This window comes from Carboxylicivirga litoralis, assembly GCF_025499605.1.
Taxonomy (GTDB): Bacteria; Bacteroidota; Bacteroidia; order Bacteroidales; family Marinilabiliaceae; genus Carboxylicivirga; species Carboxylicivirga litoralis.
On record NZ_JAFMVC010000002.1, the window covers coordinates 1 to 19,662 of the forward strand.

The 19,662-nt window shown below is 42.1% G+C and carries 16 protein-coding genes; 15 read left to right on the top strand and 1 reads right to left on the bottom strand.

The window, feature by feature from the left end; genetic code table 11:
* Positions 1–209 precede the first annotated feature (209 nt).
* A complete protein-coding gene (locus J1N10_RS02070) occupies positions 210–752 on the top strand; it encodes a hypothetical protein (protein ID WP_262325014.1) in 543 nt (180 codons plus the stop codon).
* Between the two features lie 416 nt (positions 753–1,168).
* Positions 1,169–1,660, top strand: coding sequence for a hypothetical protein (locus J1N10_RS02075; RefSeq protein ID WP_262325015.1), 492 nt, complete (start codon positions 1,169–1,171; stop codon positions 1,658–1,660).
* 183 nt (positions 1,661–1,843) lie between these two features.
* Here the strand turns inward: J1N10_RS02075 and J1N10_RS02080 are convergent, their stop codons facing one another.
* A complete protein-coding gene (locus tag J1N10_RS02080) occupies positions 1,844–2,659 on the bottom strand; it encodes a 2,3,4,5-tetrahydropyridine-2,6-dicarboxylate N-succinyltransferase (protein WP_262325016.1) in 816 nt (271 codons plus the stop codon).
* Between the two features lie 451 nt (positions 2,660–3,110).
* Between J1N10_RS02080 and J1N10_RS02085 the strand changes: the two genes are divergently transcribed.
* The 13 genes from J1N10_RS02085 (at position 3,111) to J1N10_RS02145 (ending at position 19,655) form a co-directional block, all read left to right on the top strand.
* A complete protein-coding gene (locus tag J1N10_RS02085; RefSeq protein WP_262325017.1) occupies positions 3,111–3,887 on the top strand; it encodes a hypothetical protein in 777 nt (258 codons plus the stop codon).
* Positions 3,888–3,912: 25 nt separating this feature from the next.
* Entirely contained in the window at positions 3,913–4,677 is a 765-nt protein-coding gene (locus tag J1N10_RS02090; protein ID WP_262325018.1) for a carboxypeptidase-like regulatory domain-containing protein, read from the top strand.
* A 600-nt stretch (positions 4,678–5,277) separates the two neighbouring features.
* Entirely contained in the window at positions 5,278–7,107 is a 1,830-nt protein-coding gene (gene ilvD / locus J1N10_RS02095; protein ID WP_262325019.1) for a dihydroxy-acid dehydratase, read from the top strand.
* Positions 7,108–7,207: 100 nt separating this feature from the next.
* A complete protein-coding gene (gene ilvB, locus J1N10_RS02100; RefSeq protein WP_262325020.1) occupies positions 7,208–8,944 on the top strand; it encodes a biosynthetic-type acetolactate synthase large subunit in 1,737 nt (578 codons plus the stop codon).
* Between the two features lie 88 nt (positions 8,945–9,032).
* On the top strand, positions 9,033–9,575 hold the full coding sequence (gene ilvN / locus J1N10_RS02105; RefSeq protein WP_262325021.1) for an acetolactate synthase small subunit: 543 nt from the start codon (positions 9,033–9,035) through the stop codon (positions 9,573–9,575).
* 94 nt (positions 9,576–9,669) lie between these two features.
* Positions 9,670–10,716 carry a ketol-acid reductoisomerase gene (ilvC, locus tag J1N10_RS02110; protein WP_262325022.1) on the top strand — a complete coding sequence of 349 codons (1,047 nt, stop codon included), beginning with the start codon at positions 9,670–9,672 and terminating at the stop codon, positions 10,714–10,716.
* 132 nt (positions 10,717–10,848) lie between these two features.
* Positions 10,849–12,345: a 2-isopropylmalate synthase gene (locus J1N10_RS02115; protein WP_262325023.1), complete on the top strand. Its 1,497-nt coding sequence runs from the start codon at positions 10,849–10,851 to the stop codon at positions 12,343–12,345.
* A gap of 98 nt (positions 12,346–12,443) precedes the next feature.
* Positions 12,444–13,847: a 3-isopropylmalate dehydratase large subunit gene (leuC, locus tag J1N10_RS02120; protein WP_262325024.1), complete on the top strand. Its 1,404-nt coding sequence runs from the start codon at positions 12,444–12,446 to the stop codon at positions 13,845–13,847.
* A gap of 15 nt (positions 13,848–13,862) precedes the next feature.
* Positions 13,863–14,462 (top strand): 3-isopropylmalate dehydratase small subunit, encoded by a 600-nt coding sequence (gene leuD / locus J1N10_RS02125; RefSeq protein ID WP_262325025.1) that lies wholly within the window; start codon positions 13,863–13,865, stop codon positions 14,460–14,462.
* 315 nt (positions 14,463–14,777) lie between these two features.
* Positions 14,778–16,310: an alpha-isopropylmalate synthase regulatory domain-containing protein gene (locus tag J1N10_RS02130; protein WP_262325026.1), complete on the top strand. Its 1,533-nt coding sequence runs from the start codon at positions 14,778–14,780 to the stop codon at positions 16,308–16,310.
* A 98-nt stretch (positions 16,311–16,408) separates the two neighbouring features.
* The gene (gene leuB, locus J1N10_RS02135; RefSeq protein ID WP_262325027.1) at positions 16,409–17,473 is read left to right on the top strand and encodes a 3-isopropylmalate dehydrogenase; all 1,065 of its coding nucleotides are present in this window, start codon (positions 16,409–16,411) and stop codon (positions 17,471–17,473) included.
* A gap of 90 nt (positions 17,474–17,563) precedes the next feature.
* Positions 17,564–18,844: a threonine ammonia-lyase gene (gene ilvA / locus J1N10_RS02140; RefSeq protein WP_262325028.1), complete on the top strand. Its 1,281-nt coding sequence runs from the start codon at positions 17,564–17,566 to the stop codon at positions 18,842–18,844.
* Between the two features lie 211 nt (positions 18,845–19,055).
* On the top strand, positions 19,056–19,655 hold the full coding sequence (locus J1N10_RS02145) for an RNA polymerase sigma factor (protein WP_262325029.1): 600 nt from the start codon (positions 19,056–19,058) through the stop codon (positions 19,653–19,655).
* Positions 19,656–19,662: the final 7 nt, after the last annotated feature.

A 19,662-nucleotide genomic window follows, 5' to 3' on the forward strand; every position in this document is an offset into this window, starting at 1 on the left:
GGTAGAGTACCCAAAAATATTGATAAGTACTTGAACTAATAAATTACTGGTGCAACACACCGCTATAGCGTTTAGCAGTCCGGTTCCCTGCTACCGCACGAGTACGATAGCTATCGTACCTTTCGTGGGGTTTTGTTAACAGGAACGCGCTATCACTTCGCTTAGCACTGCAGAAGGAACTATCTTATTAAAACCTAAACCATAACAAAATGAAGAAACACTTATTGTTAATAGCGCTGCTCTACATTGTGTTGGCAGCCTGTAAGCATCAAACCGGTAATTCGGTAATACAAAAAGTGGAGGCCGATAGCTTGGTTCATCATGTGGATGTTTACAAAGGCACATTGGTTGAAACCAAGGGAGTGATTCGCCATATTTGTGGTGTTGATAAGCGCAAGATGAAGCTTCAATCGGAAGGAGGTCGGTATATTAAAATAGTGCCCGCCGACACCGCCACTTGCTTCGACAGAGATTTATACAAACGAAAGCTGTTGGTGCGCGGCATTGTGCGCGAAGAGCGCATTAAAAAAGAAACCGTTGCACAGATGGCCGAAGATAAAGCACTTCTATGCTCTATTGATCATGCTCCTTGTGTTGACAAGCCCTGGATTGAAAAGATGAAGAAAAGAGGTGTGGCTGATAGCTTGTCTAATCGAGCTGTTGAACAGCTTAGAAGCGATATGGTTATAAAGAGCAGAGATTACGTGTCGGTGGTGGTGATAGAAGCCAATGAGGTAATAATAATAGAATAGAGCTCTTGCTTGGCCGCGGAAGCAAATTTTATAGTTTTAAAGTTGAAACAGGTTTGTTGATTAATGGCGGCCTAAACGACTTTGTTAAACCTATGAATAATAATGATTCAGGTCGGCCTCAGCCGATGAACCAAAAAACAAGTTTAAATTGATGGTTAAAAATTGATTTCTGTTTGAGACTTTTGGAGGAAAGGAAAAAGGCGAGTTTAATCAATTTCAGTCAATGAAACGTAGTTTTTTGAGTGGAGCGGGTGGAGCCTTGAACTTTTTTCCTTAGTTTTTTAGTTCAAGCTAAAAAAGTAAGTCGGGTTTGGGCGAAGCGCCAATATAAATAGGACAATATTGTTTGTTGACAAACGAAATTTGCAAATCAACATTGTTCATCGACATAATAATTCGATTAAAAGATTTACAAAATGGGACAAAAGCACTTTAACGAACAAATGGTAATCGACACTTTACAACTTTGGTGTGACAATGTGGTGTTGATTGGAGAAATTTATGCAGAGGGTGGAGATTACCAATCGGCGGCTGAGAAAGTACTAAGCCAAAACTATGACTACGACAATGGCAAGGTCTTGTTTAAGCCAACATTAGCCTTTGGCCCTCAAACATTCAGGCCCACGAAAGAGGGAGCTGTTTCCTATTTTATTGGAGGTAATAGTAATTTCCCCAATGATAAAGGCTTCAAATTAAAGCCTTGGGTTAAAGTGTGGTATAATAAGCTAGACTACATATTGCACGGTGATGTAGCCATGGTTCAATGCAATGTTCATTTGATTGGAGCCGACGACAGCCATATTTTTGTAAACAAAAGCTTTGTATTCAAAATTTGCGATGATGATAAAATCCGAATCATTTTACATCAGTCGTCATTGCCTTATTTGCCGGAGGCAGTTACACAATAAAAAAACCTGTCAGGATTCTAAATCCTGACAGGTTTTATTTTATACGTCAAACTCTTCAACTTATAAACTTCTCAACTCCACAAAGCAAGCTGCCAATCATCTATAGTCTAACTTCTAGTTGGCTGTTGATTTAAACAAGCTGTAAATAGTCTTTGTACTCATATCTCACTACTCTCTGCTCAATTACACCGCTACATTGTTATCGCGCAAGGCATCGTTTAACGATGTCTTTTTATCAGTCGATTCTTTGCGTTGTCCAATAATTAAAGCAGCAGGTACCTGGTATTCGCCGGCCGGGAATTTCTTGGTAATGCTACCCGGTATCACTACTGAGCGAGGCGGTACATAACCTTTGTATTCCTTAGGCTCGTCGCCACTTACATCAATAATTTTTGTAGAGGCTGTTAATACCACGTTGGCACCTAATACGGCTTCTTTACCCACGCGCACACCTTCAACTACAATGCATCGAGAGCCGATAAAAGCATCGTCTTCGATAATAACCGGGGCAGCCTGCACTGGCTCCAATACACCGCCAATACCCACGCCACCGCTTAGGTGAACGTTTTTACCAATCTGTGCACAGCTACCTACTGTGGCCCAGGTGTCAACCATGGTTCCCGACCCAACATAAGCACCAATATTCACATACGATGGCATCATTACCACACCCGACTCCAGAAATGCACCATAACGAGCAACGGCATGAGGCACCACGCGAACGCCCTGTGCTGCATAATCCTTTTTAAGCGCAATTTTATCATGGAATTCAAAGGGACCCACTTCAATGGTTTCCATTTGCTGGGTAGGGAAGTAAAGAATAACCGCCTTTTTCACCCATTCGTTCACAATCCAATCGTCACCATTGGGTTCAGCAACGCGTAATTCACCCTTATCCAATTTCTCAACTACTGTTTTAATTACTTCAACTGTTTCGGGCTTACTTAACATCGACCGGTCGTCCCAGGCCTTTTCAATGATATTCTTCAATTCACTCATTGCTATTTATTTTATTATTGTTTTGTTATAAATCAATTTTTTCTAATGGTCTATCAACCTATTGGGTAAGTGACCTAATAGCTGCAAAAATAATTTTAATTCATCAGATAACAGTATAAAAAATTGTTAAGGGCTTTTGTTTTAACTATTTAGTTGTGCTGTGTTAAATGCTGTCATTATCAGGTGCCTTTGTTGAAAAAATAACAGATATTGATGGAATTATAGTAAATTGCTAAACCAGTATTGGAACGGATGTCATCTTTAATTAGATGATATTTACTAAAGATGACATACGTGTTTCTTCGCACGCCTCAACCCCGAAACCATAAACAGGAAACTTATACTTCCATCTAACTCTAACTGTTAACGCCTGTTAATAAATAAGCGTTTGTTGAAATTATATGCCTGATAAAAGCATTCGTTTTATATTAGCTTATCCTAACCAGTTTGTATGAAAATTCGGATTATAATAACAGTGTTCATTTTGGTGTGCCTCCCATGGGCAAGCGCATTCGCTCAGCAGCAAGTGTGGCTTCACGGGCAGGTTGTGCGCGAATCGGATAATGCAATAATTCCGCTGGCGCAAATTGCCAGTTTTAAAAAGATGAATGTGTTTGCGGCCGATTCAACAGGTGAGTTTAAAGTTATTTTGGATGGCAACGACAGTATAAAAGTGTTGGCTTTGGGTTTCGAGTCACGCATTTTTCATTTAGATAGCCTGAATGTTGATGCTGATTTAAGGTATCAATTTCCACTAAAGCAAATAAGCTATCAGGTAGAGCAGGTTGACATTCATTCAAATGTGCATTACAATAACTATATGGATTTATTAAGAGCACAAAAGCTAAAGCGGCAGGAAATGGATTTGATGTTACCAAGCGATATAAAGTTGGGTAAGAAGCCTGATATTCCGGCAAATATTCGACCCGATTACAATGGACCGCCTCCCATTCTTGCAGCAGTCATTCAGCCTTTCAGTTTTATCGATTATTACACCAGTAAAACAGATAAGCGAAAGAGGCAATATATGAAGTTGTTACAAAAAGAAAAGCAGCTGAATCTGTTGACCAATGAAATGATGCAGGAAGTAAGTGGTCTTGAAGGAGAAGCACTTCAGAACTTCATCATCTATTGTAATTCAAATATTAAGCTTAATGACAATGAAACATCGTTAAGTATTAAGTATAAGGTTATTGATTTGTTTAACGAATATAAAACCAAATCATAGTTTGAAAGCACAGAATATATATTGTTTGTTAATACTACTTGTGTATCAGTTATCTTCTTTTGCACAAGAAGAAGTTGAGAAGCATTTACTGATTGGAAAGGTTGTACATGCCGATAGCATCACGGCTGTGCCCTTTGCTTTTGTGGCAAATAGTCAAACTGGTTTTGGTAAAGAAACACACGATGATGGTGTTTTTAAGTTAAATACATCGCCTAATGATACCCTCTTTTTTCGATGCCTTGGATATCAGGATACCATGCTTGTTGTTAACGAAGACATGTTGAGCGACACCTTGCTTTGGGTTGTTAAAGAGAAGACTTATGAATTAGGCTCGGTTGATGTGTTGATGTTCCGTTCTTATGCTTCGTTCAGGCACATGGTGGCCAATATGGATATGATGCCGACTCAAGGAGTTAGTATGCCGATAGTGTTGAATCAAGCGGCAATAAAAAAGGCGATTAGAGAGAAGGAAATGGCGGCCGGACTGAATAATGGGTTTGGAGTAGGCATAGGTTTTGGTAGTGGCGGTAAGACGCGAGCCGAGAAAAAATACGAAACGTTTGCAGCCAATGAGAAGCGGTATGAACGATTTAGAGAGATGACTTCGCGCAAAAATATGCAGTATCTCACCAAGTTCGAAGGAGCTGAATTGGATTCGTTTATGGTCTTCCTACGAACAAAACATAAAATTAACCCTGAACTGTCTGATTACAAAATGATGGAGGCCATCAATCTGGTTTTTGAAGAATACCTCGCTTTAAAAAATGATACCACCCAAAGACTTAAATAGTGACATTTATCACTTCGACATTTGAACTTACATTTGCGGCGAAAGTTGCCGTTTGTGATGAGGTGCTGTAAGTGTAAGTTATACAGGTGATAAGAATAAGATTAGGATGTCTTTAAATAAACATGGAATTTCGAACCATACCTTATATAGAGATAGAGTAAAAAAATAGTAAGGTACAAAAGGCTTATAATATCAAATTGTAAAATTATTTGATATTTTTTTGACTATTTCTTTGGAGTTATAAAAATCAATCCTACATTTGCTAACGTAAAAAGCAGAAATTGGTGAATCAAAAAATGTGATACACCGCAAAAGCAAAGAGCAAGATGAAACGAACATGTAATTTTTAATCTTACAAATTACAAAGAAGTAAAGATTAAAAATTCTTGTAAGTTCCATGTGACAATTGAAAGTAAACAGAAGCACATGAAATTTAATTTATCACTCATTCTCGACATTATTATTATTCTCGTGGTCATTATTATTAGAACCTAGAGGAGTGAGAATGCTATGTAGATAAATCAACGAAGATACGATACAAAAGAGCTTTTCTCACATACGAGAAAAGCTCTTTTTTTTGATACAAACGGAAACAAAACAATGAAAATAACACTAAGAAGCGCAACATCAACACAAGGACGACGAATGGCCGGAGCCAGAAGCCTGTGGCGTGCCAACGGCATGAAAGAGCAACACTTTGGCAAACCGGTGATAGCTGTTGTTAACTCGTTCACTCAGTTTGTGCCGGGTCACGTGCATTTACACGACATTGGCCAAATGGTGAAACAGCGCATTGAAGCCAACGGATGCTTTGCAGCTGAGTTTAACACCATCGCCATTGATGATGGTATCGCCATGGGACACGACGGGATGTTGTATTCATTGCCATCGCGCGATATAATCGCTGATAGTGTGGAGTACATGGCCAATGCACACAAGGTAGATGCCATGGTATGCATCAGTAATTGCGACAAAATTACGCCCGGTATGCTGATGGCATCCATGCGTTTAAATATTCCAACCGTATTTGTATCAGGGGGCCCCATGGAAGCAGGTAAAGCTGGTGGCAAGGCATTGGACTTAGTAGATGCCATGGTAATGGCTGCCGATGATAACGTGTCGGATGCTGAAGTAGATGAAGTGGAGCGTAACGCCTGTCCTACCTGTGGTTCGTGTTCGGGTATGTTCACCGCAAACTCTATGAACTGCCTGAATGAAGCCATTGGACTGGCTTTACCCGGCAACGGTACGATAGTAGCCACACATGTTAATCGTAAGCGTTTATTCGAAAAAGCTGCCGATTTAATAGTTGACATCACCAATCGCTATTATGGAGAAGGTGACGAATCAGTTTTACCACGTTCAATTGCCAGCTATAAGGCGTTTGAAAATGCCATGACTTTAGATATCGCCATGGGAGGTTCAACCAATACGGTTCTTCATATTTTAGCGATCGCACACGAGGCTGGTGTCAATTTCACTATGGATGACATTGACCGTTTATCGCGCACAACACCAGTATTGTGCAAGGTAGCACCTAACTCGCATTATCACATCGAGGATGTAAACCGCGCCGGTGGTATCATGGCGATTTTGGCCGAGCTAAACCGAGGCGGTTTATTGCATACCGATGTAAGTCGTGTTGATTTCCCCAGTTTGAAAGAGGCTCTGGCAGCGTATGATGTTCTATCACCAGTGGCTACTGAAGAAGCTAAAGAAGTATATAGCAGTGCTCCTGCAGGGCTGTTTAATCTAACCATGGGATCACAAAAAACAGAATATGCCGAGTTGGATTTAGATCGCACAAAGGGCTGCATTCGCAGTGTTGAAGGTGCTTACTTTAAAGATGGCGGATTGGCTGTTTTATTTGGTAATCTGGCCGAGAAGGGTTGTATCGTTAAAACAGCTGGTGTTGATGAATCCATCTTTACATTCAACGGAACTGCCCGTGTTTACGAGTCGCAAGACGATGCTTGTGAAGGCATTTTATCAGATGAAGTAAAAGCCGGCGATGTGGTCATCATCCGCTACGAAGGTCCTAAAGGCGGACCGGGCATGCAAGAGATGTTGTATCCAACATCTTATCTGAAATCAAAACACCTGGGTAAAGCATGTGCCTTGTTAACCGATGGTCGTTTCTCAGGTGGTACATCGGGTCTGTCCATTGGGCATGCATCACCCGAAGCTGCCGGTGGAGGTACCATTGCCCTGGTTGAAAATGGCGACCCTATATTGATTGATATCCCTAACCGAAAAATAGAATTACAGATTAGTGAGGACGAGCTCGCTCAAAGAAGAGCAGCCGAAGAAGCAAAAGGCGACAAAGCCTTTAAACCAGGTAACCGCGAACGATATGTGTCAAAAGCGCTTAGAGCTTATGCAAGCTTAGTAAGTGCAGCTGACCAGGGCGCTGTAAGATTGATTGATTAGTAAGCTGCTAGAGGCTAGACAATAGCCTCATGGCATGATGAGCAAAACAATAACCATAATGGCAATTGCTAGAAACTAGCAGCCAGTAGCTTTGAAAAAAATGGAAACACAAACGCAAACAACAACCATGGAAGCCAAAGAAACGACATTGAAACGAATGAGTGGCTCCGAAGCATTGATGCAATCATTGTTGCATGAAGGAGTAGATTTGTTATTCGGGTATCCGGGTGGGGCAATTATGCCGGTGTATGATGCACTTTACCACTATCAGGATCGGTTAAATCACATCTTAACACGTCATGAACAGGGAGCTGTTCATGCGGCTCAGGGGTATGCACGAGTCACTGGCAAAGTTGGCGTTTGCTTTGTAACAAGTGGACCAGGTGCAACCAATGCCGTGACTGGTATTGCTGATGCTATGGTGGATTCAACACCAATGGTGGTGATTAGTGGCCAGGTGGCGTCGCCTTTATTGGGTACCGATGCTTTCCAGGAAACAGATGTGGTGGGCATTACACAGCCAATCACCAAATGGAACTACCAGGTAAAACGAGCCGAAGAAATTCCGGAAGCCATCGCGAAAGCATTTTACATTGCGCGTTCTGGTCGTCCGGGGCCGGTATTGATTGATATCACTAAAGATGCTCAATTTGCCCAATTCGATTTTGAATATAAGACGGTAGATAAAGTTCGTAGCTACAAACCAAAATCACCCGTTAAGAAAGACAAAGTTGCTGAAGCTGTTCAGTTAATCAATCTGGCAAAGAAACCTTTAGCCTTAGTAGGTCAGGGCGTGGTGTTAGGTGGTGCCGAAAATGAATTGATGGAATTCTTAAAGAAAACAGGTATTCCGGCCGCCTGGACCTTGTTAGGTTTATCGGCCATGCCTTCAGACTTTGAGCAAAACGTTGGGATGTTGGGAATGCACGGGCACTACGGGCCTAATGTTAAAACCAATGAAGCCGATTTGATTATTGCGATTGGTATGCGTTTCGACGACCGTGTAACAGGTAATGTTCAGAAATATGCCACGAATGCAAAAGTGGTGCATTTGGAGATTGACCCGGCAGAAATCAATAAAATCATTTATGCCGACGTGCCGGTATTGGGCGATGTGAAAGATTCATTGCCAATGATTACCGATATGGTGTCGAAAAATAAGCATGAGGACTGGTTGAATGAATTTAAAGTCTGTGATAAAATAGAAGACCAGAAAATTATTCAGCCTGAGCTGCATCCGGCTAAGGAAGGTTTAACCATGGGCGAAGTTATTCGTCGTGTAACCGAAAAGTACGATGATGATGCCATTGTTGTCACCGATGTGGGTCAGCACCAGATGATGGCATCGCGCTATTTCAAATTTAAGCAAACGCGCAGTTTGGTTACATCCGGTGGACTGGGAACCATGGGATTTGGATTGCCGGCTGCCATGGGTGCTAAGTTAGGTATGCCGGAGCGTCCGGTTTGTTTATTCGTTGGTGATGGCGGCTTCCAGATGACCATTCAGGAATTGGGAACCATCTTCCAAACGCAAGCGGATGTGAAAATCATCTTATTAAACAACAATTTCCTGGGTATGGTACGCCAGTGGCAGGAGTTATTCTTCGATAGACGCTATGCTTCAACCGAGTTGGTTAACCCCGATTTCCAGACAATTGCAAAAGGTTATGGCATTGCAGGCGAGAAAGTAACAGAACGTGATGACCTGGATGCTGCTGTTCAGCGTATGACCGAACATAAAGGTGCCTATTTGTTAGAGGTGGTCGTAGAAAAAGAAGGTAATGTGTTCCCAATGGTACCTACAGGTGCTTCGGTGTCAGATATTCGCCTTGAATAATTAGACAAAAGATAGAAGATGCAAGACATAAGACCCGAGACGGTCATCATCTTGATACTTTATACTTTAATCTTGATACTTTAAAACAATGAAACAAGAATTCACATTATCAATATATTCTGAGAATCACGTCGGCTTATTAAACCAGGTGACAACAATATTTACGCGTCGCCATATTAACATTGAAAGCCTGACTACTTCAGAATCAGCCATTCCGGGCATTCATAAATTTACCATTGTGGTATTTACATCGCGCGAACAGGTAAATAAACTATTGCTGCAAATCGAAAAACGTATTGACGTGATTAAAGCCTTTGTGTTTACAGCCGATGAGATTGTGCATCAGGAAGTGGCATTATATAAGGTAAAAACCGAGTCGCTGCTGAACAGCAATGAAATTGAACGACTCGTTCGCCAGTATGGAGCACGTATCCTTGAGGTAACCAAAGAATACACCGTTATCGAAAAAACCGGTCATAAGCGCGAAACACAGGAGCTTTTTGAAAAGCTGGATCACTTTGGAGTTCAGCAATTTGTTCGCTCAGGACGAATCGCCGTTACCAAATTGAAAGACGAGTTATTATCGAATTATTTGAAGAAACTCGAAAAAGAAAAAAGTCTGTTAGACTAGAATCAAAATTTAAGTAGCAAGACAGAAGACTAAATACATCAAGTAAATCATCTTGATACAAAAAACATAAAATAAACATTAATCAAATTAAATCATGGCAAAAATTAATTTTGGAGGCGTTGAAGAAAACGTTGTAATGAGGGAAGAATTCCCATTGGAAAAAGCACGTGAAGTTTTAAAAGACGAAACGATTGCTGTAATTGGTTACGGTGTGCAAGGTCCAGGGCAATCCCTCAACCTAAAAGACAACGGTTTTAACGTCATTGTTGGTCAGCGCAAAGAATCAAAAACATGGGATAAGGCAATCGCTGATGGTTGGGTTCCTGGTGAAACACTTTTCGAAATTGAAGAGGCGCTTGAAAAAGCCACAATTATCCAATACTTGCTTTCTGATGCTGGTCAGATTCAGATGTGGGATACCGTTAAAAAATACCTGACTCCGGGTAAAGCACTTTATTTCTCACACGGATTCGGTATTACTTACAAAGAGCGCACTGGCATTGTGCCTCCGGCTGATGTGGATGTCATCCTGGTAGCACCTAAAGGTTCAGGTACTTCATTGCGTCGTATGTTCCTGGAAGGACGTGGTCTGAACTCTTCGTATGCCATCTTCCAGGATGCTACTGGTAAAGCTAAAGACCGTGTGATATCATTGGGTATCGGCGTTGGTTCGGGCTATTTGTTCGAAACAGACTTTAAACGTGAGGTATACTCTGACTTAACAGGTGAGCGTGGTACTTTGATGGGATGTATCCAGGGTATTTTTGCTGCTCAGTACGAAGTATTGCGTGCCAATGGTCACACTCCTTCAGAGGCCTTCAACGAAACAGTTGAGGAGTTAACGCAAAGCTTGATGCCATTGGTGGCTGAAAATGGAATGGACTGGATGTATGCCAACACATCAACAACTGCTCAACGTGGTGCCTTGGATTGGTGGAAGCCTTTCCGCGATGCGACCAAGCCGGTGTTTGAAAAATTATATTCAGAAGTAGCGGCTGGTAATGAGGCTCAGCGTTCTATCGATTCTAACAGTCAGGCCGATTACCGTCCTAAGTTAGAAGCTGAGTTGAAAGAGTTACGTGAGTCAGAAATGTGGCAGGCAGGTGCTGCTGTTCGTAAATTGAGACCAGAAAACCAATAATAATTAAAAACTCATCGGATGACCACCCCATGATACAATGGTCATCCGATGATTTAGCTGTTAGCTGACACCTGTTGGCTATCGGCTAGTTTTACGGGGAAAGGAATTCGGTAAAACTTAAAAACATTAAACATGGATAATAAAGTTTACATATTTGATACAACATTAAGAGACGGCGAGCAAGTGCCGGGATGCCAGTTAAACACTATTGAAAAGATAGAAGTAGCCCGTCAGCTCGAAAAGCTCGGCGTGGATGTTATCGAAGCTGGCTTCCCTATTTCGAGCCCCGGAGATTTTAATTCGGTGGTCGAAATTTCAAAAGCGGTAACCAATCCTACCATCTGTGCACTAACACGTGCGGTAAAAAAAGACATTGAAGTAGCGGCTGACGCCCTGAAGTTTGCTAAGCGAGGCCGTATCCACACTGGTATCGGCACATCGCCTTATCACATTAAATACAAATTAAATTCTAACGAAGATGAGATTATTGAGCGTGCAGTGGAAGCTGTGAAATATGCCAAACGTTTTGTCGAAGATGTAGAATTCTATGCCGAAGATGCCGGTCGTTCAGACAACGAATACCTTGCAAGAGTGGTAGAGGCCGTGATTGCAGCAGGTGCTACGGTTATCAATATTCCGGATACAACAGGCTACTGTTTGCCAAAGGAATACGGCGAAAAAATTGCCTACCTGGTGAATAATGTGCCGAACGTGGATAAAGCTATTTTATCAACACACTGCCATAACGATTTGGGCATGGCCACCGCCAATACCTTAGCGGGTGTCACCAATGGTGCCCGTCAGGTTGAAGTCACCATCAATGGATTAGGCGAGCGTGCCGGTAATACTTCTTTGGAAGAAGTAGTGATGGCCATGAAATCGCACCACGATTTGGACTACCAAACCGAGATTGACACGAAGCAAATCATGAAAACCAGCCGTTTGGTTTCTACCTTGATGCGTATGCCGGTGCAGGCCAATAAAGCGATTGTGGGACGTAATGCCTTTGCTCACTCATCAGGTATTCACCAAGATGGCGTATTAAAAAACCGTGAAAACTATGAGATCATCGATCCCGCTGATGTAGGTGTTAAAGAATCAAGCATTGTACTAACGGCTCGTAGTGGTCGTGCAGCCTTGAAACACCGCTTACATGTGTTAGGGTATGATTTTGAAGGGCCTGAACTGGATGAGGTTTACAACCGATTCCTGGACTTAGCCGATAAGAAAAAAGATGTGGCTGATGAAGATTTGGAAGCGTTGGCTGGCACCGAAAAAGAAAAGCAGGATCGTTCAATCAAATTGGAGACACTTCAGGTTATATCAGGAAGCACAACCATACCAACAGCAACGGTAGCAGTGAGCTTCAATGGTGATGTATTTACCGAAACAGCTTCCGGTAACGGACCTATAGATGCCGCTTTTACAGCTGTTAAAGCATTGGTGAAAAGAAAGGTACATTTGGAAGAGTTCCTGATTCAGGCCATCACCAGAGGCAGCGATGATTTGGGTAAAGTGCACGTTCAGGTTGAACACAAAGGCCAGATTTATTATGGTTTCTCGGCCAATGTCGATATCATAACCGCCTCAGTTGAAGCCTTCTTAGATGCTATTTCAAAAATTGGATAATTTTTAGACATAAGTATCAAGACAAAAGACACAAGAAACAAACCGGAGATGGGAAAAGTCTTGATACTTCAATCTTGATACTTGATACTTATAACAAAATGGGAAAAACATTATTTGATAAAATATGGGACAGCCATGTTGTCAAAACGATTGATGACGGGCCAAATGTCCTTTATATCGACCGTCACTTTATACACGAAGTAACGAGTCCGCAAGCCTTTGGTGGAATCAAAGCCCGAGGTGGAAAAGTAGCACGCCCTTCGCAGGTAATTGCTACCCCCGACCACAATATTCCAACAGTTAATCAGCATTTAACCATCCAGGATGAGTTATCGCGTCATCAGGTGGAAACGCTGAAGAAAAATTGTGAGGAAAATGGCATCACTATGTATGGTTTGAATCACCCCTATAATGGCATTGTGCACGTGGTTGGCCCTGAGCTGGGCATTACACAGCCCGGTATGACTATCGTTTGTGGCGACAGTCATACATCAACTCACGGTGCCTTTGGTAGCATTGCTTTTGGCATCGGAACCAGTGAGGTGGAAATGGCCCTGGCCACGCAGTGTATTATGCAGCCTAAGCCTAAGAGCATGCGCATTAACATTGAAGGCGAGCTGGACAAAGGCGTAACGTCGAAAGATATAATCCTTTACATCATTTCTAAAATATCGACAGGTGGCGGTACTGGCTACTTTGTTGAGTTTGCCGGTTCGGCTATTCGCAGCTTGTCGATGGAAGCCCGCATGACCGTTTGTAACATGAGTATTGAAATGGGAGCTCGTGGTGGTATGATTGCACCGGATGAAACCACTTTTGAATACATCAAAGGACGTGAGCAGGCACCTCAAGGCGAGCAGTGGGATAAAGCGTTAGCTTATTGGAAAACATTGGTAACTGATGCCGATGCCGTTTTTGATAAAGAACTGACTTTTGATGCCGCCGATATTGAGCCAATGATTACATACGGAACCAATCCGGGTATGGGCGCTAAGGTTTGTGAGAACATTCCATCTATGGATGACATCGAAGACAGCTCAAAGGCTTCTTTTCAAAAATCGATGGAATACATGGGTTTTGCAGCTGGCGATCAACTGTCAGGCAAGCCGGTTGATTATGTTTTTGTAGGTAGCTGTACCAACGGTCGTATCGAAGATTTACGCGCCTTTTGTGAGGCCGTTAAAGGAAAGAAAAAAGCAGAAAGCGTTACCGCATGGATTGTTCCAGGCAGTAAGCAGGTTGAGAAGCAAGCCATCGAAGAAGGTTTGAAAGAACAATTGGAAGCCGCTGGTTTTGAATTACGTCAACCGGGTTGCTCGGCATGTCTGGCGATGAATGACGATAAAATTCCTGCAGGTAAATATGCAGTGGCCACCTCGAACCGTAACTTCGAAGGACGCCAGGGACCTGGTTCCCGCACCATGCTGGCCAGTCCGTTAACGGCTGCAGCCGCCGCAGTAACAGGTGTTGTTACCGATCCACGAACCATCTTTAACTTTTAATCAGGAGGAAGAATTATGCCTATAGATAAATTTGTAACAGTTGAGACTTCGTTTGTGCCAATGCCAATCGAAAATGTGGATACAGACCAGATTATTCCGGCCCGCTTCCTGAAAGCGACGACTAAAGAAGGGTTTGGCGATAACTTGTTTTACGATTGGCGTTACGAGAAAGATGGTTCGCCGAAAGCAGATTTTGTGTTAAACAACCCGGCTTATTCAGGTACCGTTTTAGTTGCTGGTAAAAACTTTGGAAGTGGTTCGAGCCGCGAGCATGCAGCGTGGGCCATTGCAGGTTATGGTTTTAAAGCCGTGGTATCGAGCTTTTTTGCCGATATATTCCGGGGTAACTCACTGAATAATGGCGTGTTGCCAGTGCAGGTGTCGGAATCCTTTTTGGCAGGTTTGTTTAAAGCGGTTGATGCCGATAATAAAGCTGCTGTGAAGATTGATCTGGAGAATCAAACCATCACTAATGTTTCAACAGACGAATCAGAAAGCTTTGAAATTAACTCATACAAAAAGAATTGCTTATTGAATGGCTACGACGATATCGACTATTTATTAAGCCTTAGTGAGGAGATCGAAGCATACGAAGCAAAGGCTGTTAAGTTTTAAACTAGTTGAGGAGTTTAAAGTTGAAGAGTTTATTTCCCTTTCGACAGTGGGATTGATTCTTCTGCCTACTGACTTCTAACTACTGACTAATTACGCAGAGTTTGATAATAGATAGAAAGTCATCTCGACTACCGTTCGGCGAGCCATCGCTGGACGGGGTCGGAATGATGAAAGAATCAAAAAAGGAAACAAGTAGTTTATAGTTTAAAAGTTGAGGAGTTTATTTTGAGCTTTTACAGCATGTAAATCATCTTGTGTCTTATGTCTTGAATCTTGTGTCTCAAAAAACAATAACCACAAAAACCAAAAGATTACATGACTATAGAGCTAATGGATACCACCTTACGCGACGGCGAGCAGACTACCGGAGTGTCGTTTAACGAATCGGAGAAGCTAGCCATGGCGACCATGCTGCTCGAAGAGTTAAAGGTGGACAGAATAGAAGTGGCATCTGCACGAGTCAGCGATGGCGAATACCGGGCGGTGCAGAAGATTACAGAATGGGCCTCCAAAAAAGGGCTGCTTGATAAAGTTGAGGTGCTGGGTTTTGTCGACGGAAGAACATCTCTGGAATGGATACAAAGTGCCGGAGGAAGAGTCATCAACTTACTAACCAAAGGTTCGTTGAAGCATGTTACCGGACAGTTGGGTAAAACACCTGAAGAGCATGTAGCGGATATCAAAAAGGTTTTACAGGCTGCTGAAGAAATGGCTATCGATGTAAATATTTACCTGGAAGACTGGTCGAATGGTATGATTGATTCGCCAGATTATGTGTATTTCATGTTGGATCAATTGCAGGATTCCAGCATTAAGCGTTTTATGCTGCCCGACACATTGGGGATTCTTAACCCCGATCAGGTCACCGAATTTTGTTCTTCCATCATTACACGTTACCCTGATTTACATTTCGACTTTCACGCGCATAACGATTACGATTTGGCAGTGGCTAATGTATTTGCTGCCATAAAAACAGGTGTGAAAGGCGTGCACACGACCATCAACGGTTTGGGCGAACGGGCAGGTAATGCGCCATTAGCAAGTGTTGTTGGTTTGGTCAATGATCAATTGGGTGTTAAAACCCATGTTGAAGAATCGAAGATCACCAAGGTAAGCCAGCTTGTTGAGAGCTTCTCTGCCATACGAATACCAACCAACAAACCATTAACGGGTGAATTTGTCTTTACCCAGTGTGCCGGCATTCATGCCGATGGTGACAATAAAGATAACCTGTATTTCAATCGCCTGATGCCTGAACGATTTGGGCGCGTGCGAAAATATGCCTTAGGTAAGACATCGGGGAAAGCCAATATCCTGAAGAACTTGGAAGAGTTGGGTATCGATCTTTCATCAGAAGAGATGAAAACGGTGACCGAACGGGTTATTGAGCTGGGTGATAAAAAGGAAACCGTAACGACCGAAGATTTACCATACATCATTTCTGATGTGCTTAAAAGTGCGTCGATAAAAGAGCATATCAAAGTAAAAAATTATAGCTTACAACTAACCAAAGGATTGATGCCTTTAGCCAATGTGAGTATTGAGATAGATGGCGAGATGCATCAGGAAACGGCTAATGGCGATGGGCAGTACGATGCCTTTATGCACGCCATCTGGAAGATATATGAGAAACTGGGCAAAAACCACCCGGTACTGGAGGATTACATCGTTACCATTCCGCCAGGGGGAAAGACAGATGCTTTGGTGGAAACAGTTATCTCCTGGGAGTTTAAGGGCAAGCTTTTTAAAACCCGAGGTTTGGATGCCGACCAAACAGAAGCAGCTATTAAAGCAACCGTTAAAATGCTTAACTTGATTGAAAACGGAAATTTGAAAATTATAAATTAGACTTAAGACATAAGTATCAAGACACAAGACTGATGAATTTTAAACATCATGTAAATCATCTTGATACTTGATACTCTTATCTTGATACTAAAAAAAATATGAAACTAAACATTGCAGTGTTGCCGGGTGACGGCATCGGACCAGAAATAGTGGCACAGGCACAAAAAGTAATTGATGCAGTTGCCGAGAAATTTAACCACGAGGTGAATTATACAAATGCACTTGTTGGTGCAACAGCCATCGATCAGGTCGGAAATCCGTATCCGGATGAGACACACGAAATTTGTATGCAATCAGATGCAGTGCTTTTTGGTGCTATCGGCGATCCTAAATACGATAATGACCCAAAGGCTAAAGTGCGTCCTGAGCAAGGTTTGTTAGCCATGCGAAAAAAATTAGGTTTGTATGCTAACATTCGCCCTGTAACAACTTTTCCATCTTTACTGGATAAAAGTCCGTTACGTTTAGATATCGTAGAAGGCGCTGATTTTGTAGTGGTACGTGAGCTGACAGGTGGAATTTATTTTGGTGAAAAAGGACGTTCGGAAGATTTAAAGAAAGCCTTTGATACCTGTACTTACACCACGGAAGAGATTGAGCGTATTCTAAAGCTAGCTTTCTCATATGCCGGCAAACGCGATAAGCGATTAACCGTGGTAGATAAAGCCAATGTGTTGGCCACTTCTCGCTTGTGGCGTGAAACAGCTCAAGCTATGGAAGCTGATTATAAAGACATTGAAGTTGATTATATGTTTGTTGATAATGCAGCCATGCAACTTATCCAGTGGCCTAAGAAATTTGATGTGATGGTAACCGAAAACATGTTTGGTGACATCATCAGTGACGAGGCGTCTGTGATTACGGGTTCATTAGGATTATTGCCTTCTGCTTCGGTTGGTATTCACACATCTGTGTTTGAGCCCATCCATGGTTCCTATCCGCAGGCAGCGGGCAAAGATATTGCTAATCCGGTGGCTACCGTATTATCAGCCGCCATGTTATTGGAATCGTTAGACTTATTAGACGAAGCCAAAGCTGTTCGCGAAGCTGTTAATCAATCACTCGACGCTGGTGTTGTGACGGAAGACATTGCTAAAGATGGTAACGTCAGTAAAACATCCGAAGTAGGTGATTGGCTCGCTAATTATATCAAGAAGAATTAAATATAAACCTGTCAGGATTTAGAATCCTGACAGGTTTTTTTTACCATTGACTACTCCCTAATTACTACAGATAAAATACCCCGCAACAAAATGACAACAAAAAACGGAATAGCAGCATTTTCAGATTTTTATCCAACTCTTGATGCTGTTAAAAAAGCTAAACAAACCATCTCTGATGTGGTGGAAACCACACCACTCATGCGCAATCATAATCTGTCGAAACAGTATTGCTCCAATGTGTTTCTGAAGCGAGAAGATTTACAATCAGTTCGTTCTTATAAGATACGTGGTGCTTACAATAAGATTAAGAGTTTAACCAAGCAGCAGGTGGCTTCGGGCATTGTTTGTGCCAGTGCTGGCAATCATGCGCAAGGAGTCGCCTATTCGTGCCGGGAATTGGGAATCAACGGCTATATCTTTATGCCGGCCACTACACCCAAACAGAAGGTTAACCAGGTTAAAATGTTTGGACAAGGCTTTGTCGTGGTGGTGCTTAAAGGCGATACCTACGATGATGCCTATAATGCCGCTATGGAAGAATGTGCTCGTACCGGCCGAACATTTATTCATCCTTTTGACGATCCTCAGATTATTGAAGGACAGGCGACCGTTGGGTTGGAACTGATTGAACAGGCCGAGCAACCGATTGATTATATTTTTGTGCCCATTGGCGGGGGTGGTCTGGCATCAGGACTGGGTGCTTATATCAAACAAATTACACCTGAGACGAAGATTATTGGTGTGGAACCAGCCGGTGCACCTGCCATGCAAAAAGCCATGGAAAAAGGGGAAGTTGTAGAGCTGGATGAAATCGATAAGTTTGTTGATGGAGCAGCGGTTCAGCGTGTTGGTGCCATTAACCTACCGATTTGTCAGCGTGTTTTAGATGACATTATTTTAGTGCCGGAAGGTAAAATCTGCACTAAAATCCTTGAGCTATATAACTACGAGGCCATTGTTGTGGAGCCAGCTGGTGCTTTAAGTATTGCTGCGCTTGATTTTTATGCCGAGCAGATTATTGGCAAAAATGTGGTTTGTATTCTTAGCGGAAGCAATAACGATATTACTCGTACCGAAGAAATTAAAGAGCGCTCTTTGCTTTATGAAGGTTTGAAGCATTATTTTATTGTGCGTTTTCCACAGAGATCTGGTGCACTTAAAACATTTGTGAACGATGTATTAGGCCCGGGCGATGACATCACCCATTTTGAGTACAAAAAGAAAACAGCAAGGGCTATGGGGCCTGTAGTGATTGGCATTGAAATACAAAAACCGGAAGACTTTGACGGTTTACAGAAGCGGATGGAAGAGAATGGTTTTATTGCTGAGTATTTGAATGAAAAGCCCGATCTATTTCAGTATTTGATTTAAGAAAGGAACCTTCCCTAAGAAATTCGTAAAGACCGTAAAATATAGAATCATATTGTTCTGCATTTTGCGGTTTTTGCAATTTTTTTTCTTTGTGCACTTTGCAAGAAATATTCATGTTTTCGGATTGTCCATTTTTATGTTTTCAATATTGATTTGTTGCTGAATAAACAATTCTTTTATCTTTGGTGCCAAATCGGGAAAATCCAAAGCATTGAGTTCATCGAGTGTAAATATTAATCTTCAGCTGATACAGCAAGGCAACCACCTGGAGTTTGCTCGGTTACTGGATGGTTACTCTCACGACTTGTTTTTATTTGCCAAAGGAATCCTAAACGATTCAGTTCTGGCTGAAGAAGCTGTTAGCGATGTGTTCGTGAAAGTTTGGGAAAGTCATGAAAGGCTTGAACAGGTATCAAACCTAAAAAGTTACTTGTTTAGCTCTGTTCGTAATCAGGCTATTTCTTATCTGCGTTCTAAGAAAAATAGAGACATTGTATCCATCGAAGACATCACGACTTATTACTTTGAACCAGTTGACCCAACTGATGATTCAGAACTTGAGGAAGAGAAACTACAGAAAATTTTGAAGGCCATTGATTACCTACCCGCACAAACAAGAATGGTCTTTTCCTTGGCCAAAGTACAAGGGCTCAAATACAAAGAGATTGCAGAAATATTAGATATCAAGGTGAAAACCGTTGATTACCATGTAGCTTCTGCAATAAAAAAAATCTGTGAAGCCATTGAGAAGGAAGACAAAGCCAATACACAACAAATATTGAAGGTGTTTCTAGGCTTATTAGCAACGTAAGTGGCAT

Excerpts from the sequence above, each read along its gene's own strand:
- ilvN (WP_262325021.1), top strand. The coding sequence starts at position 9,033 with ATGAAACAAGAATTCACATTATCAATATATTCTGAGAATCACGTCGGC.
- ilvD (WP_262325019.1), top strand. The coding sequence starts at position 5,278 with ATGAAAATAACACTAAGAAGCGCAACATCAACACAAGGACGACGAATG.
- J1N10_RS02130 (WP_262325026.1), top strand. The coding sequence starts at position 14,778 with ATGACTATAGAGCTAATGGATACCACCTTACGCGACGGCGAGCAGACT.
- J1N10_RS02070 (WP_262325014.1), top strand. The coding sequence starts at position 210 with ATGAAGAAACACTTATTGTTAATAGCGCTGCTCTACATTGTGTTGGCA.
- leuC (WP_262325024.1), top strand. The coding sequence starts at position 12,444 with ATGGGAAAAACATTATTTGATAAAATATGGGACAGCCATGTTGTCAAA.
- ilvA (WP_262325028.1), top strand. The coding sequence starts at position 17,564 with ATGACAACAAAAAACGGAATAGCAGCATTTTCAGATTTTTATCCAACT.
- leuD (WP_262325025.1), top strand. The coding sequence starts at position 13,863 with ATGCCTATAGATAAATTTGTAACAGTTGAGACTTCGTTTGTGCCAATG.
- J1N10_RS02115 (WP_262325023.1), top strand. The coding sequence starts at position 10,849 with ATGGATAATAAAGTTTACATATTTGATACAACATTAAGAGACGGCGAG.
- J1N10_RS02085 (WP_262325017.1), top strand. The coding sequence starts at position 3,111 with ATGAAAATTCGGATTATAATAACAGTGTTCATTTTGGTGTGCCTCCCA.
- ilvB (WP_262325020.1), top strand. The coding sequence starts at position 7,208 with ATGGAAACACAAACGCAAACAACAACCATGGAAGCCAAAGAAACGACA.
- ilvC (WP_262325022.1), top strand. The coding sequence starts at position 9,670 with ATGGCAAAAATTAATTTTGGAGGCGTTGAAGAAAACGTTGTAATGAGG.
- J1N10_RS02080 (WP_262325016.1), bottom strand. The coding sequence starts at position 2,659 with ATGAGTGAATTGAAGAATATCATTGAAAAGGCCTGGGACGACCGGTCG.
- J1N10_RS02075 (WP_262325015.1), top strand. The coding sequence starts at position 1,169 with ATGGGACAAAAGCACTTTAACGAACAAATGGTAATCGACACTTTACAA.
- leuB (WP_262325027.1), top strand. The coding sequence starts at position 16,409 with ATGAAACTAAACATTGCAGTGTTGCCGGGTGACGGCATCGGACCAGAA.